15 protein-coding genes are annotated in these 17,198 nt (G+C 65.4%); 9 read left to right on the top strand and 6 right to left on the bottom strand.

Features of this window, described 5'->3' with window-relative positions; genetic code table 11:
* The first annotated feature begins 226 nt into the window (after positions 1 to 226).
* The 3 genes from DYI37_RS04980 to DYI37_RS04970 all read left to right on the top strand — a co-directional run bounded on the left by DYI37_RS04980 (position 227) and on the right by DYI37_RS04970 (position 2,843).
* On the top strand, positions 227 to 1,396 hold the full coding sequence (locus DYI37_RS04980) for a patatin-like phospholipase family protein (RefSeq protein ID WP_116682098.1): 1,170 nt from the start codon (positions 227 to 229) through the stop codon (positions 1,394 to 1,396).
* A 317-nt stretch (positions 1,397 to 1,713) separates the two neighbouring features.
* Positions 1,714 to 2,361: an exopolysaccharide biosynthesis protein gene (locus DYI37_RS04975; RefSeq protein ID WP_116682097.1), complete on the top strand. Its 648-nt coding sequence runs from the start codon at positions 1,714 to 1,716 to the stop codon at positions 2,359 to 2,361.
* A gap of 119 nt (positions 2,362 to 2,480) precedes the next feature.
* Entirely contained in the window at positions 2,481 to 2,843 is a 363-nt protein-coding gene (locus tag DYI37_RS04970) for a hypothetical protein (protein WP_116682096.1), read from the top strand.
* 27 nt (positions 2,844 to 2,870) lie between these two features.
* Here the strand turns inward: DYI37_RS04970 and pptA are convergent, their stop codons facing one another.
* Positions 2,871 to 3,095, bottom strand: a complete 225-nt coding sequence (gene pptA / locus DYI37_RS04965) for a tautomerase PptA (protein WP_116682095.1) — start codon at positions 3,093 to 3,095, stop codon at positions 2,871 to 2,873.
* Positions 3,096 to 3,585: 490 nt separating this feature from the next.
* On the opposite strand from pptA, the gene DYI37_RS04960 reads away from it, so the two are divergent.
* From DYI37_RS04960 to DYI37_RS04950, 3 genes are all read left to right on the top strand, one after another.
* Positions 3,586 to 3,777 (top strand): hypothetical protein, encoded by a 192-nt coding sequence (locus DYI37_RS04960; protein WP_116682094.1) that lies wholly within the window; start codon positions 3,586 to 3,588, stop codon positions 3,775 to 3,777.
* Between the two features lie 199 nt (positions 3,778 to 3,976).
* Positions 3,977 to 5,500: an AMP nucleosidase gene (locus DYI37_RS04955; RefSeq protein ID WP_483466328.1), complete on the top strand. Its 1,524-nt coding sequence runs from the start codon at positions 3,977 to 3,979 to the stop codon at positions 5,498 to 5,500.
* Between the two features lie 61 nt (positions 5,501 to 5,561).
* Positions 5,562 to 6,608 carry an endonuclease/exonuclease/phosphatase family protein gene (locus DYI37_RS04950; protein ID WP_116682092.1) on the top strand — a complete coding sequence of 349 codons (1,047 nt, stop codon included), beginning with the start codon at positions 5,562 to 5,564 and terminating at the stop codon, positions 6,606 to 6,608.
* A 104-nt stretch (positions 6,609 to 6,712) separates the two neighbouring features.
* Here DYI37_RS04950 and DYI37_RS04945 read toward each other — a convergent pair whose 3' ends face one another.
* The 3 genes from DYI37_RS04945 to DYI37_RS04935 form a co-directional block, all read right to left on the bottom strand.
* Positions 6,713 to 8,350 carry an acyl-CoA synthetase gene (locus DYI37_RS04945; RefSeq protein WP_116682091.1) on the bottom strand — a complete coding sequence of 546 codons (1,638 nt, stop codon included), beginning with the start codon at positions 8,348 to 8,350 and terminating at the stop codon, positions 6,713 to 6,715.
* Between the two features lie 75 nt (positions 8,351 to 8,425).
* Complete coding sequence (locus DYI37_RS04940) at positions 8,426 to 10,036, bottom strand: long-chain fatty acid--CoA ligase (RefSeq protein WP_199520078.1); 1,611 nt, start codon at positions 10,034 to 10,036, stop codon at positions 8,426 to 8,428.
* A 185-nt stretch (positions 10,037 to 10,221) separates the two neighbouring features.
* The gene (locus DYI37_RS04935; RefSeq protein ID WP_116682090.1) at positions 10,222 to 11,070 is read right to left on the bottom strand and encodes an SDR family oxidoreductase; all 849 of its coding nucleotides are present in this window, start codon (positions 11,068 to 11,070) and stop codon (positions 10,222 to 10,224) included.
* A 263-nt stretch (positions 11,071 to 11,333) separates the two neighbouring features.
* On the opposite strand from DYI37_RS04935, the gene DYI37_RS04930 reads away from it, so the two are divergent.
* Positions 11,334 to 11,513 (top strand): hypothetical protein, encoded by a 180-nt coding sequence (locus tag DYI37_RS04930; RefSeq protein WP_116682089.1) that lies wholly within the window; start codon positions 11,334 to 11,336, stop codon positions 11,511 to 11,513.
* A 36-nt stretch (positions 11,514 to 11,549) separates the two neighbouring features.
* Here the strand turns inward: DYI37_RS04930 and DYI37_RS04925 are convergent, their stop codons facing one another.
* Both DYI37_RS04925 and DYI37_RS04920 read right to left on the bottom strand, forming a co-directional pair.
* The gene (locus DYI37_RS04925; RefSeq protein WP_116682088.1) at positions 11,550 to 13,211 is read right to left on the bottom strand and encodes an electron transfer flavoprotein-ubiquinone oxidoreductase; all 1,662 of its coding nucleotides are present in this window, start codon (positions 13,209 to 13,211) and stop codon (positions 11,550 to 11,552) included.
* Between the two features lie 210 nt (positions 13,212 to 13,421).
* A complete protein-coding gene (locus DYI37_RS04920; RefSeq protein WP_210209328.1) occupies positions 13,422 to 14,288 on the bottom strand; it encodes a TadE/TadG family type IV pilus assembly protein in 867 nt (288 codons plus the stop codon).
* Positions 14,289 to 14,598: 310 nt separating this feature from the next.
* On the opposite strand from DYI37_RS04920, the gene DYI37_RS04915 reads away from it, so the two are divergent.
* Positions 14,599 to 15,558, top strand: a complete 960-nt coding sequence (locus DYI37_RS04915) for a uracil-DNA glycosylase (protein WP_116682086.1) — start codon at positions 14,599 to 14,601, stop codon at positions 15,556 to 15,558.
* Between the two features lie 200 nt (positions 15,559 to 15,758).
* The gene (locus DYI37_RS04910) at positions 15,759 to 17,177 is read left to right on the top strand and encodes an MFS transporter (protein ID WP_116682085.1); all 1,419 of its coding nucleotides are present in this window, start codon (positions 15,759 to 15,761) and stop codon (positions 17,175 to 17,177) included.
* The last annotated feature ends 21 nt before the right edge of the window (positions 17,178 to 17,198 follow it).

Raw genomic sequence — 17,198 nt, 5'->3', positions numbered from 1 at the left:
GTCGAAACTCGCAGATCACGCGAAGGTTCCAGTCACGTGAAGCCAGAGTGTGCTTCCGATCACCGGGGCTCCGCGTTTCGATCGATCCGCCGGTGGACAAAGCCTCCACGGATGCCGACATTCGCGCTCACGGGGCTCGCCGCGCCGCATGCGGGACGCAACGCGGACAGGCGAGGCTTAGCAGGCGGACAGTACGAGGATCTTGACGAAAAGGACGACCACCAGAATGGACATGCTGACGCCACATCCCTCCCGAGACACGACGATCACGCGGCCCGACGAACTTCTCGTCCTGGTTCTTCAGGGTGGCGGGGCGCTCGGCTCCTATCAGGCCGGCGTCTTCGAGGCGCTCGCCGAATACGAGGCGATGCCCGACTGGATCGCCGGCATCTCCATCGGCTCGATCAACGCGGTCCTGATCGCCGGCAACCGGCCCGAGGACCGCGTCGCGGCGCTTCGCAGCTTCTGGCACACGATCTCCTCGCTCGTCGTCTTCGATCCGCCCGTTCCCGGCGTCGTCGCACGATCGTTGTTCAACGAGGCGAGCGCGACCGCGTCGGCGCTGTTCGGAATTCCCGGCTTCTTCGCCCCGCGCTTTCCCCCGACCTATCTCGGCAAGTCGTCCTCGCCCGGACGGCTCAGCTATTACGACACCTCGCCGCTGCGCGAGACGCTGCTGCGGTTCTGCGATTTCGACTATCTCAACGCGCAGGGGCCCCGCGTCAGTCTGGGCGCGGTGAATGTGAGGACCGGCAATTTCTGCTATTTCGACAGCGAGGACACCCGGCTCGGCCCCGAACACGTGATGGCGAGCGGCGCCCTGCCGCCCGGCTTCCCGCCGGTCGAAATCGACGGCGAGTGGTACTGGGACGGCGGCATCGTCTCCAACACGCCGCTCAAATACGTTCTCGAGCGAGACTACGACCACGACATGGTCGCCTTCCAGATCGATCTCTTTCCCTCCCGCGGCGCGCTTCCGACCTCGATGGAGGAGGTCTCGCAGCGCGAGAAGGACATCCGCTTCTCGAGCCGAACCCGGCTCGGGACCGACCTCATCAAGGAGCGCCAGCGCGAGCGGCGGGCAGTCCATCGCCTTCTGGAAAAACTGCCCGACGAGTTGAAGGACGATCCCGATGTGCGGTTCCTGCGCGAGCGCGAGAACGATGCCTGCGTGACGATCATCCACCTCATCGACCGGGTGCGCGAATACAGCCGCGATTCCAAGGATTACGAGTTCTCTCGGCATTCCGTGGACGAGCGCTGGAGCGACGGCTACCAGGATGCGATGTGCACCCTCACCCATCCCGATTTCGTCAATCGCAAGAAGCCCGAACTCGCCGTCGAGGTGCTGGATCTGACCCGCGGCGAACAGGAGACGCGGAAGAAGACCCGGTAAAGGCTCCGATCCACCCCCACCGAGCGACGAACGGCCGCCCTCTCGCCTCACCGGCAAAGGCCCGGCGAGCCTCGACTTGGCCCGGATGGCGCTTTAAGAGCGATCCGATCCTCCGATGTCTTCGTTTCGCGACATGATCTCGCTACGGACTGATCGGAGGCTCGGCGATCGGACGGCAAGGCGCGCCGGTTTTCGGACCATCCGATGCCAAACCTTCGAAACCGGAGCGTAAGATCCGGATGCTAGACCGGGTCCAAGGCTTCGCGGCGCGAGCATGGCCCGCACCGACCACTGATCCGAGGATGAAAGAAGTTTCCGTGTCGCCTCTCGTCTTCTCACGCATGCGGCGCGAATTTCGTCGGCAGAAAGGCAAGCGTCAGCGCCGCATATCGGCGATCCTGCGCGCCTTCTCCAATCCGAGGACATCGGACGACCCGACGCTCGAGGAGCTTTCCCTCGCCTTCGACACGCGTGCGTTCGGCGCATTCTTCATCCTCTTCGGCGGCCTGAACCTCGTGCCCCTGCCGCCGGGTGCCTCGACGATCTTCGGAATGCCGCTGATCCTCTTCTCGCTTCAGCTCGCCATCGGTCGTCACAAGGTCTGGCTGCCGGCGAGGTTTCGCCGGATCAGCCTCAAGCCCGAGACGATCGCCACGTTGATGCGGAAGATCGGACCGTTCATCCGCAGGGCCGAGCGGCTCGCGCGTCACCGCTACTGGCTGCAGCCCGAGGCGATGCTGCTCAGCCTGACGGGCTGGTTCTGCCTGTTCCTCGCGATCATCGTGACGATCCCCTTCCCGCTCACGAACATGGCGCCGGGCGTCGCCATTGCGATCGCCGGGATCGCGATCACGGCCCGCGACGGCCTCTGGCTGATCGCGGCGGCGATCCTGGGCATCGCCTCGGTTCTCTTCCTCGTCGGCGTCTATGGCGGCGCGATCCTCGCGCTCCTCAACATGTTCTGATCGGTCCCGCGCGCGAAATTTGATCGCGCGCCCGAAGAAGCATTACGGGCCGGCGATGCCACCGAATGCCGTCTCGCGCGTTGCACTCTGATCCGAAGAACCGAATCACGAGATCTTCCATGGCACGCAAGCGCAGCAATACGCCGTCCGCTCCCTTTCAGAAGTCGATGGCCGAAGCGAGCGCCATCATGATGGGCGCCCCCTTCGTGATCGGAATGCGCCTCACGCAGATGGCGCTCGCCGGCAGCAATCCGAGCGCCAAGGACCAGCGCGAGAACCACAAGATGGTGGCCGAGAAGATCGCCGCCTCCCAGCAGTCCGCGCTCGCCTTCAACCAGGCGATGATCAAGGCCTCGATGGAACTGCCGCTGGCGATGATGCGCGGAACGCCGATGACCGCGGCCATGGATACGATCGCGACGGCCGCACTCAGGCCCTACAGCTCGAAGGTCACATCCAACCGCAAGCGCCTGAGCAAGTAACGCGCCGGGCCCTCCAGACCCGCGCGCTCAGTAGTCCGGCCGCTTGATCAGCCGGCCGGACTTACCCACGATCTCGGGCTCGTAGACATCACTCTGCCAACGCTCCTTCTCGACGGGCTCGACCGCAATCGAGATCGCCCCGTCGCGGCTTGCGAAGGCCTTCTGGATGGCGGCCGTGATCTCGTCGGAGAGCGCCCGGGTCTGTTCGGGGCTCAGGTCTTTGGGAAAATGCTTGATGGAGACGTGGGGCATCGGGGACCTTCCTGTGTCTGAAGGACGGGTTGTCTCCGAAGCCTCTGTCTCTGTCCACTGGCCGCCATATCGACGTCATGTCGCGCATACCCCCATGCCGGACCGATCGTCTTCGCCGTTACGGCATACCGGCCCGCAAACTCTTCGGACACCACAGCAAATTTCGATCGACCGGCGATCGGCCGAAAGTAGAGGCCGGGCGAATCGCTCCGCTTGACCCTCGGGGGTTGCCTTTCGATGCGAATTGTCTCAAATGCGTCACTGGAATGGACGAGAATCTCCACGAATGGACCTTCCCGTCACAGTTCCAGCGCAATTTAGCCACGCTCCTGTGGCGTGATGGACGCATATGAGGCGTCAGTGGGGACGGCGCCGATCGGGGATCGGGGACACAGCGTTCGCGAAATCGAAAAGATGCCGGTGTGCCGTTCAGCCTGGGTACAGGTCGGAATGTCACGATGGCCGCAGAAAACAGGGGGAATGATACCCAATGATCCAGCGACTTTCGTTCGTTACGGTTCTGATCGCGCTCTTCGGCATGGCAATGAGTGCCCTTGCCCAGAATACCGTCTCGCGTCCCGGCAGCGCCCTCGCCTCGGTCTCCGGCGACCGTTGCGATTACACCCAGGGCATCGTCTGCAATATCGAGCGCACGCCGCTCAACGCCACCGTGCGTTTCTGACGGTATCCGACACCGGTTTCGCATCCGTAAAGCCGCTCCGGGAATGAAAGTTCCCGAAAAAATCGACTGCGCATCCTCGCCAGCGTCCTCGAAATCGCCAACGGTCCATCGAAGCGGGATGTGACATCGCCGGCATCTCGCACCGGCAGACCCTCTTCGGTCTCTTCCTCTTTGAGCGCCATCCGCTAACTTGCCGGCCATGACGCGCTCATCCGACCCCCGCCCAAACGCAACCGCTCCCGGCACCCCCACCGGGATGCTGACGCCGGAACCTGCCGAAAGCCGCAGCTTCCGGGATGCGAAGGAGGCGGTCGCCGAGCTCTCCCGGCTCTACCGCCGCTCGATCGAATTTCTCGCCGAACAGTTCGAGGCGACCATCGAGACCGCCGACGCCTCCCGGCGGATTCGGGCCTATTATCCTCAGGTCTCGATCACCACGACGAGCCATGCGCGGGTGGATTCGCGCCTCTCCTACGGGCATGTCAGCCAGCCGGGTCGCTACAAGACGACGATCACGAGGCCGGATCTCTTCGAGCGCTATCTGATCGCCCAGATCGATCTCCTGATCCAGAATCACGACGTTCCGGTCACCGTCTCGGACAGTTCGACGCCGATCCCGCTCCATTTCGCGATCCCCGACGGCTCCTATGTGGAGGCCGAGAAGGTCGACCGCCTCGGGGCCCCCTTGCGCGATATCTTCGATGTGCCGGATCTTGCGGCGACCGACGACAGGATCGTCAACGGCACCTATACTCCGGTTCCCGGCGAGGGCATGCCGCTCGCCCCCTTCACCGGCCAGCGCATCGACTATTCCCTGCATCGACTGCGCCATTACACGGCGACGCGGCCGGAGCACTTTCAGAACTTCGTCCTCTTCACGAACTACCAGTTCTATATCGACGAATTCTGCATCCTCGCCAGGCAGATGATGGCCGAGGGCGGCCGGGGATATTCCTCCTTCGTCGAGCCGGGCAATGTGGAGACCCGGGCCGGCGAGACCGAACCCTCCGATGGCGTCGCGCCCGAACGCCTGCCCCAGATGCCGGCCTATCACCTGAAGCGCCCGGACGGCGAAGGCGTGACCATGATCAATATCGGCGTCGGCCCGTCCAACGCCAAGACGATCACCGATCACGTGGCGGTCCTGCGCCCCCATGCCTGGCTGATGCTCGGCCATTGCGCGGGCCTGCGCACCAGCCAGGAACTCGGCGATTACGTCCTTGCCCATGCCTATGTGCGCGAGGACCATGTTCTCGATGCCGATCTGCCGATCTGGGTCCCGATCCCGGCGCTCGCGGAAGTTCAGGTCGCGCTCGAGCAGGCCGTCGAGGAGGTGACGGGCCTCTCCGGCTACGAGTTGAAGCGGATCATGCGCACGGGCACGGTCGCCACCATCGACAATCGGAACTGGGAGCTTCGCGATCACCGCGAACCGGTGGAGCGCCTGTCCCAGTCGCGCGCGATCGGGCTCGACATGGAGTCGGCGACGATCGCGGCCAACGGCTTCCGCTTCCGGGTGCCCTACGGAACGCTTCTCTGCGTGTCCGACAAGCCGCTGCACGGGGAGTTGAAACTGCCGGGCATGGCCACCGAATTCTATCGAAGGCAGGTCGCCCAGCACCTGAAGATCGGCATGCGGGCGCTCGAACTGATGAACGAACTGCCGCCCGAGCGCATTCATTCCCGAAAGCTCCGCTCCTTCACCGAAACCGCGTTCCAGTAGGCGGGCCATTCTCCATGACCGAGGTCGCAGGACCCGCCTTCGCGAGACGGTATCGCAGCCGATGACCCGTTTCGGCCGGCTTGCGGTACTTGCGGCGACGCTGTGCGCGCTTCTGCTCCTTGCCGGGCTGATGGGCGGGCTTGCGGCTCCGCTCGATTCCTTCTCTCACTTCCGCCCCTATCTGGCCGTCCTCGCCATCGTGGCCGGCTTTGTCGGCCTGTGTCTCGGCCATGGCCTCGGGCGGTGGGTCGCCCTCGGAGCCATGGCCGTTGGCATCGCCTCGGCGGTCACCGTCGCGCCCTTCCTCGGTGTGCTGTCGCCCTCCCTCACGAACCGGCTGCACGGCTTCGCCGTTTTCGCGCCGATCGCGGAGCCGGACGAGGCCGCGCGAGCCCGTGAACTCAGTCTTCTCCAGTTGAACGTTCTCTACAGCAGCGATCCCGCGGCAGGTCTTGCCGCCATCCGGCGCGCCAATACCGATTTCGTAACGCTGGAAGAGGTCGCCTGGCGATGGCCGGCCGCTCTCGAAACCCTCTCCGATCTCTATCCCCATCGCGCCGCATGCGGAGCGCATCGCGGGGGAGAGAGCGTGGTCATCCTTTCGAAATACCCGTTCACCGGTGAAGCCGTCTGCATGCCCGATCAGCGCTTCGGGGCGCGCGAGGTCGATCTCGGTGAAGGACGGCGCATGACGGTTGCGGTCCAGCACCTGTTCTGGCCCTGGCCGCGCGGCCAGAACCGGCAGATCGCTCAGCTTTCCAAGACGCTCGGGGCGATCAAGGAAAGAGGCACGCCGCTCATCGTCGGCGGGGATTTCAACGCCGCCCCCTGGAGCGCGGCGATGAGAACCTTCGCAGCCAAGAGCGGCACGCGTCCGGTCCCCTCGATCGGGCCGAGCTTTGCACCGAGGGCTCTTCCCGATATCGCGAAGAGTTCGGTCGGCCTCCTCATCGACAATGTCCTCGTCTCGCCGGATGTCGCCGTCCTTTCGGCGCAGACGCTTCCGCCGGTCGGATCGGATCACCTTCCGGTCCTCGTCCGCTTCACCCTCCCCGGCAGCCCGACACCGGGGACGAAAGCTGAGACAGGAATGCCCGCACGCAGTTAGAGCCTCGAACCCGATCAGGAATCAGGCTCGAGGCTCCGGTTTCTGCATGACGCATCGGATGGTCCGAAAACCGGGTCCACTTTTCGGTCCGATGCTGTAGGGCGTCATGTGTTCGACAAGTCCTCCGCCTTCTTGCGCAGGACGTATTTCTGGATCTTGCCGGTGGAGGTCTTCGGCAGATCGTCGAAGATCACCGTTTTCGGCGCCTTGAACCGCGCCATGTTCTCCTTGCAGAAGGCGATGACCTCCTCCTCGGTCATGGTCTCGCCCTTGCGCAGCACCACGAAGGCGCAGGGTGTCTCGCCCCATTTCTCGTCGGGCCGCGCGACGACGGCCGCCTCCGCGATCTTCGGATGCCGGTAGAGCACGTCCTCGATCTCGATCGAGGAGATGTTCTCGCCGCCGGAGATGATGATGTCCTTGGAGCGGTCCTTGATCTCGATGTAACGGTCCTCGTGCATCACCGCGAGATCGCCGGACGCGAACCAGCCGCCGCGAAACGCCTTGGCGTTGGCTTCGGGATTCTTCAGATAGCCGCGCATCACGTTGTTGCCGCGCATGAAGATCTCGCCGATGGTCTCCCCGTCGGCGGGAACGGGTTCGAGCGTTTCGGGATCGGCGACCATCAGATCGTCGAGAACCGTGTAGCGCACGCCCTGCCGGGCCTTCTTGGCGGCGCGCTCGTCGGCGGGCAGGTCGTCCCATTCGAATTTCCACGCGCAGACGACGGCGGGACCATAGGTCTCGGTGAGGCCGTAGGCATGGGTCACGGTGATGCCCATCGCCTCCACCCGGCTGATGATGGCGGCCGGCGGGGGGGCTGCCGCCGTCATGGCGTGCATGGGCGAAGGCAGGCCCTGTTTCAGCTCGTCCGGAGCGCTGGCGAGAGTGTTGAGAACGATCGGCGCCCCGCAGAAATGGGTCACGCCCTCGGCACGCATCAGGTCGAGGATCGGCTTCTCGCGCACCGCGCGCAGGCACACGGCGGTTCCGGCGAGCGCTGCCAGCGTCCAGGGATAGCACCAGCCGTTGCAGTGGAACATCGGCAGCGTCCACAGATAGACCGGATGCGGCGCGATTCCCCAGTCATGGGCGTTCGACAGCGCGTTCAGATAGGCGCCGCGATGGTGATAGACGACGCCTTTCGGATCGCCCGTGGTGCCCGAGGTATAGTTGAGACTGATCGCGTCCCATTCGTCCTGCGGCTTGCGGTAGTCGTCCAACGGATCGCCCTCCGCCAGAAGCTCGTCATAGGTCAGGGCTCCGACGGCTACGCTCTCGCCCTCGTACATCGCGTCCGGCACGTCGACGACCAGAAGGTCCCGGCCGGACGCCTCGAGCGCGCCTTTCGCCGTCTCGGCGAATTCCGGATCGACCATCAGGATGTCGCTCTCGGCATGGTTCAGGATGAAGCCGATGGTGGCTGCGTCGAGACGCGTATTGATGGTGTTGAGGACGCCGCCCGTCATCGGCACGGCGAAATGCAGTTCGAACATTTCCGGCGTGTTGGCGAGGATCGCCGAAACGGTCTTTCCCGGCCCGATGCCGCGCTTGGCGAGGGCGCTCGCCATCGCCCGCACCCGCTCGAAGGTCTCGCCCCAGTTGCGGCGGACCTTTCCGTGGACGACGGCCGTATGCCCCGGGTGGACCATCGCCGCCCGCTCGATGAAACTGATCGGCGTCAGCTGGACGTGGTTTGCCCGGGTCTTCGGCAGTTCGGTGTCGTAGATGTTTGCAGCCATTGGCGTGGTCCCTTAAGGCCCTGATGTTCGTGACGATCGTGCCCCCCGCCCTCCCCGGGGCGTGGGGCCGCTTCGTCAAAGCATGTTGCGGATATCGGTCTTGCGCAGCTTGCCCGTGGCCGTGTGGGGCAGGTCGTCCACCACGCGGACATCGTCGGGAACGCACCATCCGGCGACCTTGCCCTCGTAGAAGGCGCGCATCTCCTCGGCGCCGGGGGCCTCGCCGCCGGCCTTCGGAACGATGAAGAGAACCGGGCGCTCGCCCCATTTCTCGTCGTGGCGCGCGACAACCGCCGCTTCCTTCACCGCCGGATGGCCGGTCGCGATGTTCTCGAGCTCGATCGAGGAGATCCACTCACCGCCGGACTTGATGACGTCCTTGGTGCGGTCGACGATCTTCACATAGCCGTCGGCATCCATCGTCACCACGTCGCCGGTCTCGAACCAGCCGTCCTCGCGAAAGGCCGGGCTGTCGCTGTCCGCACCGAAATAGCGCTGGGCGACCCAGGGGCCGCGGACCAGCAGCGCGCCATAGGCCTTCCCGTCCCGGGCCACCTCCTCGCCATCGCCGCCTTCGACGCGGAAATCCATGCCGAAGAGCGGCCGGCCTTGCAGGGCAGTGAGAGCGAGCCGGTGCTCCTTCGAAAGATCGCGGTGTTTGGGCTTGGGCGCGCTGGCGAGCCCCACCGGGCTCGTCTCGGTCATGCCCCAGGCATGACGAACCGCGACCCCGAGCGCGTTCATGCGCTCGATGAGCGGTGCCGGCATCGCCGAGCCGCCGACCGCGACCCGTTCGAGGGTCCGGAAGAGCGCGCCCTCGTCCTCCATATGCGCGGTCAGGCCCATCCAGATCGTCGGAACGCCCGCCGACATGGTGACGCCCTCCTCGTCGAAGAGCCTGCGCAGGCTCGCCCCGTCGAGGTTCGGGCCCGGCATCACCATCTTCGCCCCCATCATCGGGCAGGCATAAGGCAGCCCCCAGGCATTGACGTGGAACATCGGCACGACGAGGCAGGCGCAATCGCTGCCCGAAAGGCCGATCGCATCCACCCAGCCGATCGCCATCGCATGAAGCACCGAGGAGCGGTGCGAGTAGAGCACACCCTTCGGATTGCCGGTCGTCCCGGAGGTGTAGCAGAGGCTGCAGGCCGTGTTCTCGTCGAGTTCCGGCCAGTCGTAGTCCTCCGGCCGGCCGGCGATCAGGTCCTCGTAGGCGATGAGATCGGGGAAGGCGTCGGAATGCGGCAGGTCGCCCGCCTCGCACAGGACAACGATCCGGATCGCCTTCGGCAGATCCTCCTTCAGCTTTTCAAGCAGAGGCAGGAACATCGGCTCGACGAAGAGCGCCCGATCCTCCGCGTGAGCGACGATATAGGCGATCTGCTCGGGAAAGAGCCGTGGATTGATCGTATGGCAGACGCGGCCCGAGCCGCCGACGCCGAAATAGAGTTCCAGATGCCGGTTGGAGTTCCAGGCGAGCGTTGCGATCCGGTCCCCCTCGACCATTCCCCATTCGTCGAGCGCATGGGCGAGCTGGGCCGAACGCCGCGCGACGTCGTCATAGGTCTTGCGCGTGACGCGCCCCCCTTCGCCCGCGGATACGACCTCCGTATCGCCGTGATAGCGGGCCGCGTGCCGGATGATGCTCGATACGAGCAGGGGCACGTCCATCATCAGGGCCTGCATACGTCACTCCTCCCAGAATGTTCGTCGTTAGACTAACATTAAGGGCCAGGCGTCGCGCGTCCATGGCGCCAGGTGGATGGCGACATCGGACGTCGCCGTCCTCCAAGGATGGAGCGGCAGAAGCGAGGGCGGTCCGGCGGCGCCCGGAAGGCGGGCCGCCGGACCCTTTCGCGGGTCCCGACGCCTCAGGCGCCGACGATCATGCCGCCGTTCGGATGAAGCACCTGGCCCGTCATGAAGGAGGAGTCCTCGCAGGCGAGGAACAGGACAGACGGCGCGATCTCGTTCGGCTGTCCGGCACGGCCCATCGGCGAGCCCGAGCCGAAGCCCTCGACCATCTCGGCGGGCATGGACATGGGGATGAAGGGCGTCCAGACCGGCCCGGGCGCAACGCCATTCACGCGGATCTTCTTCTCGACGAGATTGCTGGCCATGGAGCGTGTGAAGGCCGTGATCGCGCCCTTCGTCGAGGAATAGGCGATCAGCGTGTCGTTGCCCTTGTAGCTGTTGACGGAGGTGACGTTGATCACCGCCGCGCCTTCCTTCAGATGATCGAGGCTCGCCTGCATCATGTAGACATAGCCATAGACATTCGTCTCGAAGTGCTTGGCGAGGGACTCCTGCGAAAGCTGCCGCAGATCCTCGTCGACCGCCTGGTGGGCGGCATTGTTCACGAGAATGTCGAGCCCGCCGAACCGCTCCACGGTCTTCTCGACGGCCCGGGTGCAGAACGACTTGTCACGCACGTCGCCGGCGATCAGCAGGCATTCGCCGCCTTCCGCCTCCACCGCCTTGCGAGTCACCTCGGCGTCTTCGCTCTCGTCGAGATAGACGATCGCGACCTTCGCACCCTCGCGCGCGAGGAGAACGGCGGAGGCGCGGCCGATGCCGCTGTCGCCGCCGGTGACGATCGCCACCTTGCCCTTCACCCGGTCGGATCCCTTGTAACGGGGCGCGTAGTCGGGGGCCGGGTTCATGTCGGCCTCGAGGCCGGGCGTGCGCTCCTGGTGCTGAGCGGGAATATCGGCTGTCATATCGAATGTCCTTTCGTGATCCGGCGCGCTCCATCGAGGGCGCGTCGTTCTCACGGTCGAAACATCCGGCCGCCTTCCTCGTTGCTCCAAAGGTCGAGCGGAATGCGTTCCCGCCTCACGACTTGGCCATAGTCCGGGAACGGAACCGCCGGGCACACGCCCGGGACTTCGACCCGGACATCGGCGCCCGGCGACGGGCAGGCGTTGACAAGATCGGCATTCCGGCGCGCGATGGACGGCGGGACGAGACCGGGAGGAGATCCATGTATCTCGACGAGAAGAACGAATGGCAGCCGCCCGAGCGGCCCGAGCGCCGGCAGATGACGCCGCGCGAACAGAAGGTCATCGGCTGGCTGATCGGGGCGAACATCGTGCTTCTGTTCGTCGCCCCGATCGGAGGCGCCACGGTCATCGGCGCCCTCATTCACTGGTGGAGCGCCTGAGCGCGGCGTCCGCAACCCGCCGCGCCGCGCCGCCGATCACATTTCCTGGTAGACCGGCCCCTCGCCGCCCTGGGGCGGGACCCATTCGATGTTCTGGTTCGGGTCCTTGATGTCGCAAGTCTTGCAGTGGACGCAGTTCTGGCCGTTGATGACGAAGGTCTCCTCGCCGCCCTCGGTCCGCCATTCGTAGACGCCGGCCGGGCAGTAGCGCTGGGAAGGCCCGGCATAGACGGCGAGTTCGGAGCTGTGCTGCAGGCCGGCATCCTTCACGTGGAGATGCACGGGCTGATCCTCCTCGTGATTGGTGTTCGACAGGAACACCGAGGAGGCCTTGTCGAAGGTCAGCTTGCCGTCCGGCTTGTCGTAGGCGATCGGCTTATGCTTCTCGGCCGGCTCCAGGCAGGCGTGATCGGGCTTGCCGTGGGACTGCGTGCCGAAGAAGGAGAAACCGAAGAGGGACTGTGTCCACATGTCGATGCCGCCGAGGACGAGGCCGAGCATCGTGCCGTGGCGCGACCAGAGCGGCTTGACGTTGCGCACGGTCTTGAGGTCGCGCCCGATGGGCGAGGCGCGCCAGCCTTCCTCGTATCGCGTCAGCCGGTCATGGGCCCGGCCGTCCCCGATGGCCTCCGCCGCAGCTTCCGCCGCCTGCATGCCCGACCACATGGCGTTGTGCGCGCCCTTGATGCGCGGCACGTTGACGAAGCCCGCCGAACAGCCGATCAGCACGCCGCCCGGAAAGTCGAGACGCGGCACGGACTGCCAGCCGCCCTCGGTGATCGCCCGCGCGCCATAGGCGATGCGCTTGCCGCCGTGGAGCAGCTCGGCGACGTCCGGGTGGGTCTTGAACCGCTGGAACTCCTCGAAGGGAGAGAGATACGGGTTCTTGTAGTTGAGGTGGGTGACGAAGCCCACATAGACCCTGTTGTCCTCCAGGTGATAGAGGAACGAGCCGCCGCCGGTATCGTCCTTGAGGGGCCAGCCGAAGGAGTGCTCGACGCGGCCGGGCTTCGAGCGCTCCGGCGCGATCTCCCACAGTTCCTTGATGCCGATGCCGAACTTCTGCGGCTCGCGGCCCGTATCGAGGCCGTAATCGGCGATCGCCCGCTTGGAGAGCGAGCCTCGCACGCCCTCGCCGAGGAAGACGTATTTGCCGCGCAGTTCCATGCCGCGCTGGTGCTGGGCACCCGGCTCGCCGGTTCGGGTGATGCCCATGTCACCGGTGGCGACACCGATAACCGCATTGTTTTCGTCGACGAGAAGCTCGCTCGCGGCAAATCCGGGATAGATCTCGACGCCGAGCGCCTCGGCCTTGCCCGCGAGCCACTGGCAGACGAGCCCGAGCGAGACGACGAAATTGCCCTCGTTGTCCATCAGCTTGGGCATCATGACATGGGGAAGGCGCACGCCGCCCTGGGGGCCGTAGAGATAGAACCGGTCCTCGCTGACCGGGGTCCGGATCGGCGTCTCCTCCTCGCGCCATTCGGGAAGCAGCGCGTCGAGGGCGGACGGGTCGAGCACGTTGCCCGACAGGATATGCGCGCCCACCTCGGCCGACTTCTCCAGCACCACCACGGACAGATCCGCGTCGATCTGCTTGAGGCGGATCGCGGCGGCGAGCCCCGCCGGCCCCGCACCAACGATGACGACGTCGAAATCCATGGATTCGCGGGGTTCGAGTTCGGGTGTCGAGGCCATGGGAGGATGCTACGCCTTCGCGATTGGGATGTCGGTCATTCCGCCTGCGAGACGCAGGTTGGAATGAATCTCGTTTTCCCGGTTCTAACGGCTCTTCGCACGGCGTCAAACAACGATGACGGACATCCGGTCGCTCCTGCGCGGCCACCGGGCACGATCTGCCTCCGGCGCGATCCGGTCGCCGCGTCTGTCAGGCAGGAACACGGCCCGTCATTTGACGAGGCGCATCGTGTCCGACTTCTTCATCCTCTCGTCGCAGGTGACCGTGTATTTAAAGTCCTGAAAGTTGCGGTCGCCGCCATCCTCCCAACTGACGGCCTCGCCGTTCGCCTTTCCGCATGCCCCTTCCCTGCGCATCCGGTCTTCGACGTCTGGGCCGTCGGAATCGTAGGATTTGACGGTCACGCCGGGTCCGCTCCGGTTCCCCTTGAGTGTCACGTCCTCGTAGACGACCATCTCGTAGCCGTAACTCGAATACTCCCCGACATTGATGGTGTGGGTCCGGTTGAGGTCCGGCCTCACGGTCGCAGACGTCCATCCCAACTGGGGGTGCTTGGACGTAACGTCGTAGCTGAGAACCAATTCGCGCCGGGTCTTCCTGCCGGAGGCATCCCGCGTGAAGAAGTAGATGTCCTTGTCGAACGCGCCGCTCACGGCCGTCGGCTTGAACGTGGCGGACACGATCTTCTTCTCCATGCTCGGCTCGACCGCTGCGACCGCTCCGAACTTGATCGTCTCCATGCCGAACATCTGCAACATGAGCGCCGGCTGTTCCGCGACGGCCCGCCCGGCCATCCCGCCTTCGCCATTCTCGAAGAAGGTCAGCTCCGATACCTCGATGCCGTTGAGATTGTTCGCAAACAGCATTCTTGCCCGGGTTTCGTCGAACTCGTCCGACTCGCCGTAACCGCCGAGAAGGGCGGTATCGAGGGCATTCTGGATATCGCTGCGCCCGCTATAGGCCATCCCGTAACTGAGGGCTCCGCCCATGGCCATCACCATGACCGGCATGGCGAGCGCGCATGCGAGGATCATGTTTCCGGACCGATCGGAGCGGAATTTTTCGAAGATCGTCATGACACAAACACACATCGGAAGGCGCGGAACGGCGCGGACCCTCGGATGGTTAGGTGACAAGCTTGACTGGCATGTTAACGGTGCGGCATCTCGCCTTCCGCTCCGTATGTCAGGGTAAACTGTACGTTATCGTCTGTTACGATATGACCTCGAACCGGACCGGCCTTACGCGGCGGAGCGAGTGCGGGCCTCGAGTGGTGACGAGCCCGACAAGGCGAGACGCGGGCGCGAACGGCCTTTGTCCGCAGGGATGTCGCCGGCGGATCGCCGCCCGCCTTTCGCCCGCCTCGCCCCTCGGCTAGAAAACCGCATGACGAACGACGAAGCCGATCTCTCCTGGCGCCGCGAGGCGATCTCTCTCCTGCGCTTCTATAGCGAAGCCGGGATCGAGATCTTCGTGGACGAGGCACCCCGAGACCGGTTCGCCGAAACGCTTGCCGAAGTCGAACGCCGCCGCGGGGCGGGCAGCGGTCAGGAAGCCGGGATGCCGGCTCGCGCGCGCATGGCCGCCCCGCCCCCCTCCGCCGGCTCATCCCCGTCAGCCTCAGCCGGCGAGAGCGACCGGCGCGGCGCCGGTGACCCCGCCCGCGAGGCGAGGCGGACCGATGCCGGGAGCTCCTCCCCGCAGATCGGCCTGAACCTTTCGGAGGATGCGCTGATCGCGGATGGGCGCGAACGCGCCCGGTCCGCGCGAACGCTTGCCGAACTTCAGGAGGCGCTGCGCTCCTTCGAGGGATGCGGCCTGCGCGTCACCGCCAAGACCTGCGTCTTCGGAAACGGACGCGAGGATGCCGACCTGATGCTCGTCGGCGAGGCACCCGGCCGGGAGGAGGATCTCGCCGGCGAACCCTTCGTCGGCAGATCCGGCCGGTTGCTCGATCGCATGCTGCAGGCGATCGGGCTCGACCGGGCCGATGTCCGCGTCACGAACACGGTTCCCTGGCGCCCGCCGGGCAACCGGCCGCCGACGCCGATGGAAACGGCGATGTGCCTTCCCTTCGTCCAGCGCCAGATCGAACTCGTCTCCCCGAAGGTTCTCGTCTGCCTCGGCAATCCCGCCTCCAAGGCGCTTCTCGATGCCGACGAAGGCATCCTGCGGCTGCGCGGCAAATGGAAGAGCTATACGATGCATATGAGCGAGGGCGGTCAGATCCCGGCCATCGCCATGCTCCACCCCGCCTATCTGCTTCGCAATCCCATCCAGAAGCGCCTCGCCTGGCGCGATCTCCTGGCGCTTCAGCAGAAGCTTTCGGAGCTCACGGCTTCGTGATCACGCCGCCGGTGCGGTACGAGATCCGGCGAAAGCACCGTTGGAACGGCGCTTTATCGCGGTCCATGTCCGTTCCGAGACGGCGGTCCACGGCTGAGGCAACGAGGTTTGCCCGATTGCCCCTCGCCTCCGCCCGATTTCGCGGTTAAGGCCGCGCCGCCGGGGCGTGCGGATCGCACCCGGCCTGATGCGAGGTTCCCATGCACCTGACCCGGCAAATCGTTCCGATCGGCGCACTTCTGTTCTCGACTTTCTTCCTGATGGCGGGAGCGGGGCTGCAGGGCATTCTTCTTCCGGTCCGTGGCGCGATCGAGGGCTGGTCGGCCTACGAGATCGGTCTTCTGGGAACGAGCTACGCGATCGCCTTCACGGGGGCCTGCGTCATCATGCCGATCGTGGTGCGTTCGGCCGGCCATGTGCGCACCTTCTCCTCGCTCTCGGCGCTTCTCGCCATCGCGATCCTGCTCTGCGCCCTGATCGTCGATCCGATCGCCTGGATCCTGTTCCGGGCCATGGGCGGCCTGGCGCTGGCCGGCTGCTACATGATCGTGGAAAGCTGGCTCAACGAGCGGGTGACCAACGAGACGCGCGGCGCAATCTTCTCGCTCTACATGGTCGTCACCATGGCCGCGATGATGGGCGGCCAGTTCGTGATGCCCCTCGCCGATCCGGCGATGGCCGGCGCGTTCATGCTCTGCGCGATCATGTTCTGCATGGGCGTCATCCCGACGGCTCTCTCGCGCGCCAAGTCGCCGACGCCGCTCTCCAATGTGCGGATCGATGTCGGGCTTCTGTTCCGCAATTCGCCGGTGGGCGCCGTCGGCGTCCTGCTGGCGGGCGTCATGTCCGGCGCATGGAACAACATGGCGCCGGTCTTCGGACAGCAGATCGGCCTGTCCACGACCGAGATCGCTTCGCTGACGGTCGTCGCGATGGCCGGCGGCATTGTCTTCCAGATCCCCCTTGGCCGCCTCTCGGACAAGGTGGACCGGCGCTATGTGATGGTCGGGATCGGTGCGATCGGCATCGTCATCGCCGCCCTCGGCGCCCAGATCGGTGCATCCGGGGCCTCGCTCCTCCTCGTCGGCGCCTTCGTCGTCGGCGGCGTGGTCTATCCGTCCTATTCCCTCGCGGTCGCCCATTCGAACGACTACGCGGACCCCAACGACTTCATCAAGATCTCGAGCGGCCTTCTGATTCTCTACGGCGTCGGAACCATGATCGGACCGCTCTATGCCGCCTATCTGATGGACCTCTTCGGCCCGATCGGCATCTTCCAGTCGGTGGGATCGGCAGCGGCCCTCTATGCGGCCTATGCCTTCTTCCGAACCTTCCGCCGGGTCGCGCCTTCCTCCGAGCAGCGCTCCGACTTCCAGACGATCCCGCTCGCCCGCACCCAGACGCCGGTCACCTTCTCGCTCGATCCGCGTTTCGACACGGGCGAGGAACCCGATCCGGATGCCGTGGACGAGGATGTGCCGGAGGGGGACGTGACGGAAGGCGGCGCGCCGGAGGCGGACGCAACCGTTTCGAAGGCGACGCCGGAGCCGGACGCGCCCGAAGCAGGCGAGGACGCCGGGAAGGCCGGGGAGCCGAAGGACCGGACACCGGCCGGCTGATGGGCGGGGACAAGCGGGCGC

The sequence above is a fragment of the Fulvimarina endophytica genome, from assembly GCF_003403015.1.
In the GTDB taxonomy this organism is placed as follows: domain Bacteria; phylum Pseudomonadota; class Alphaproteobacteria; order Rhizobiales; family Rhizobiaceae; genus Fulvimarina; species Fulvimarina endophytica.
Note: the sequence above shows the minus strand (reverse complement) of the source record. Positions and strands in the feature narration are given on the sequence as shown.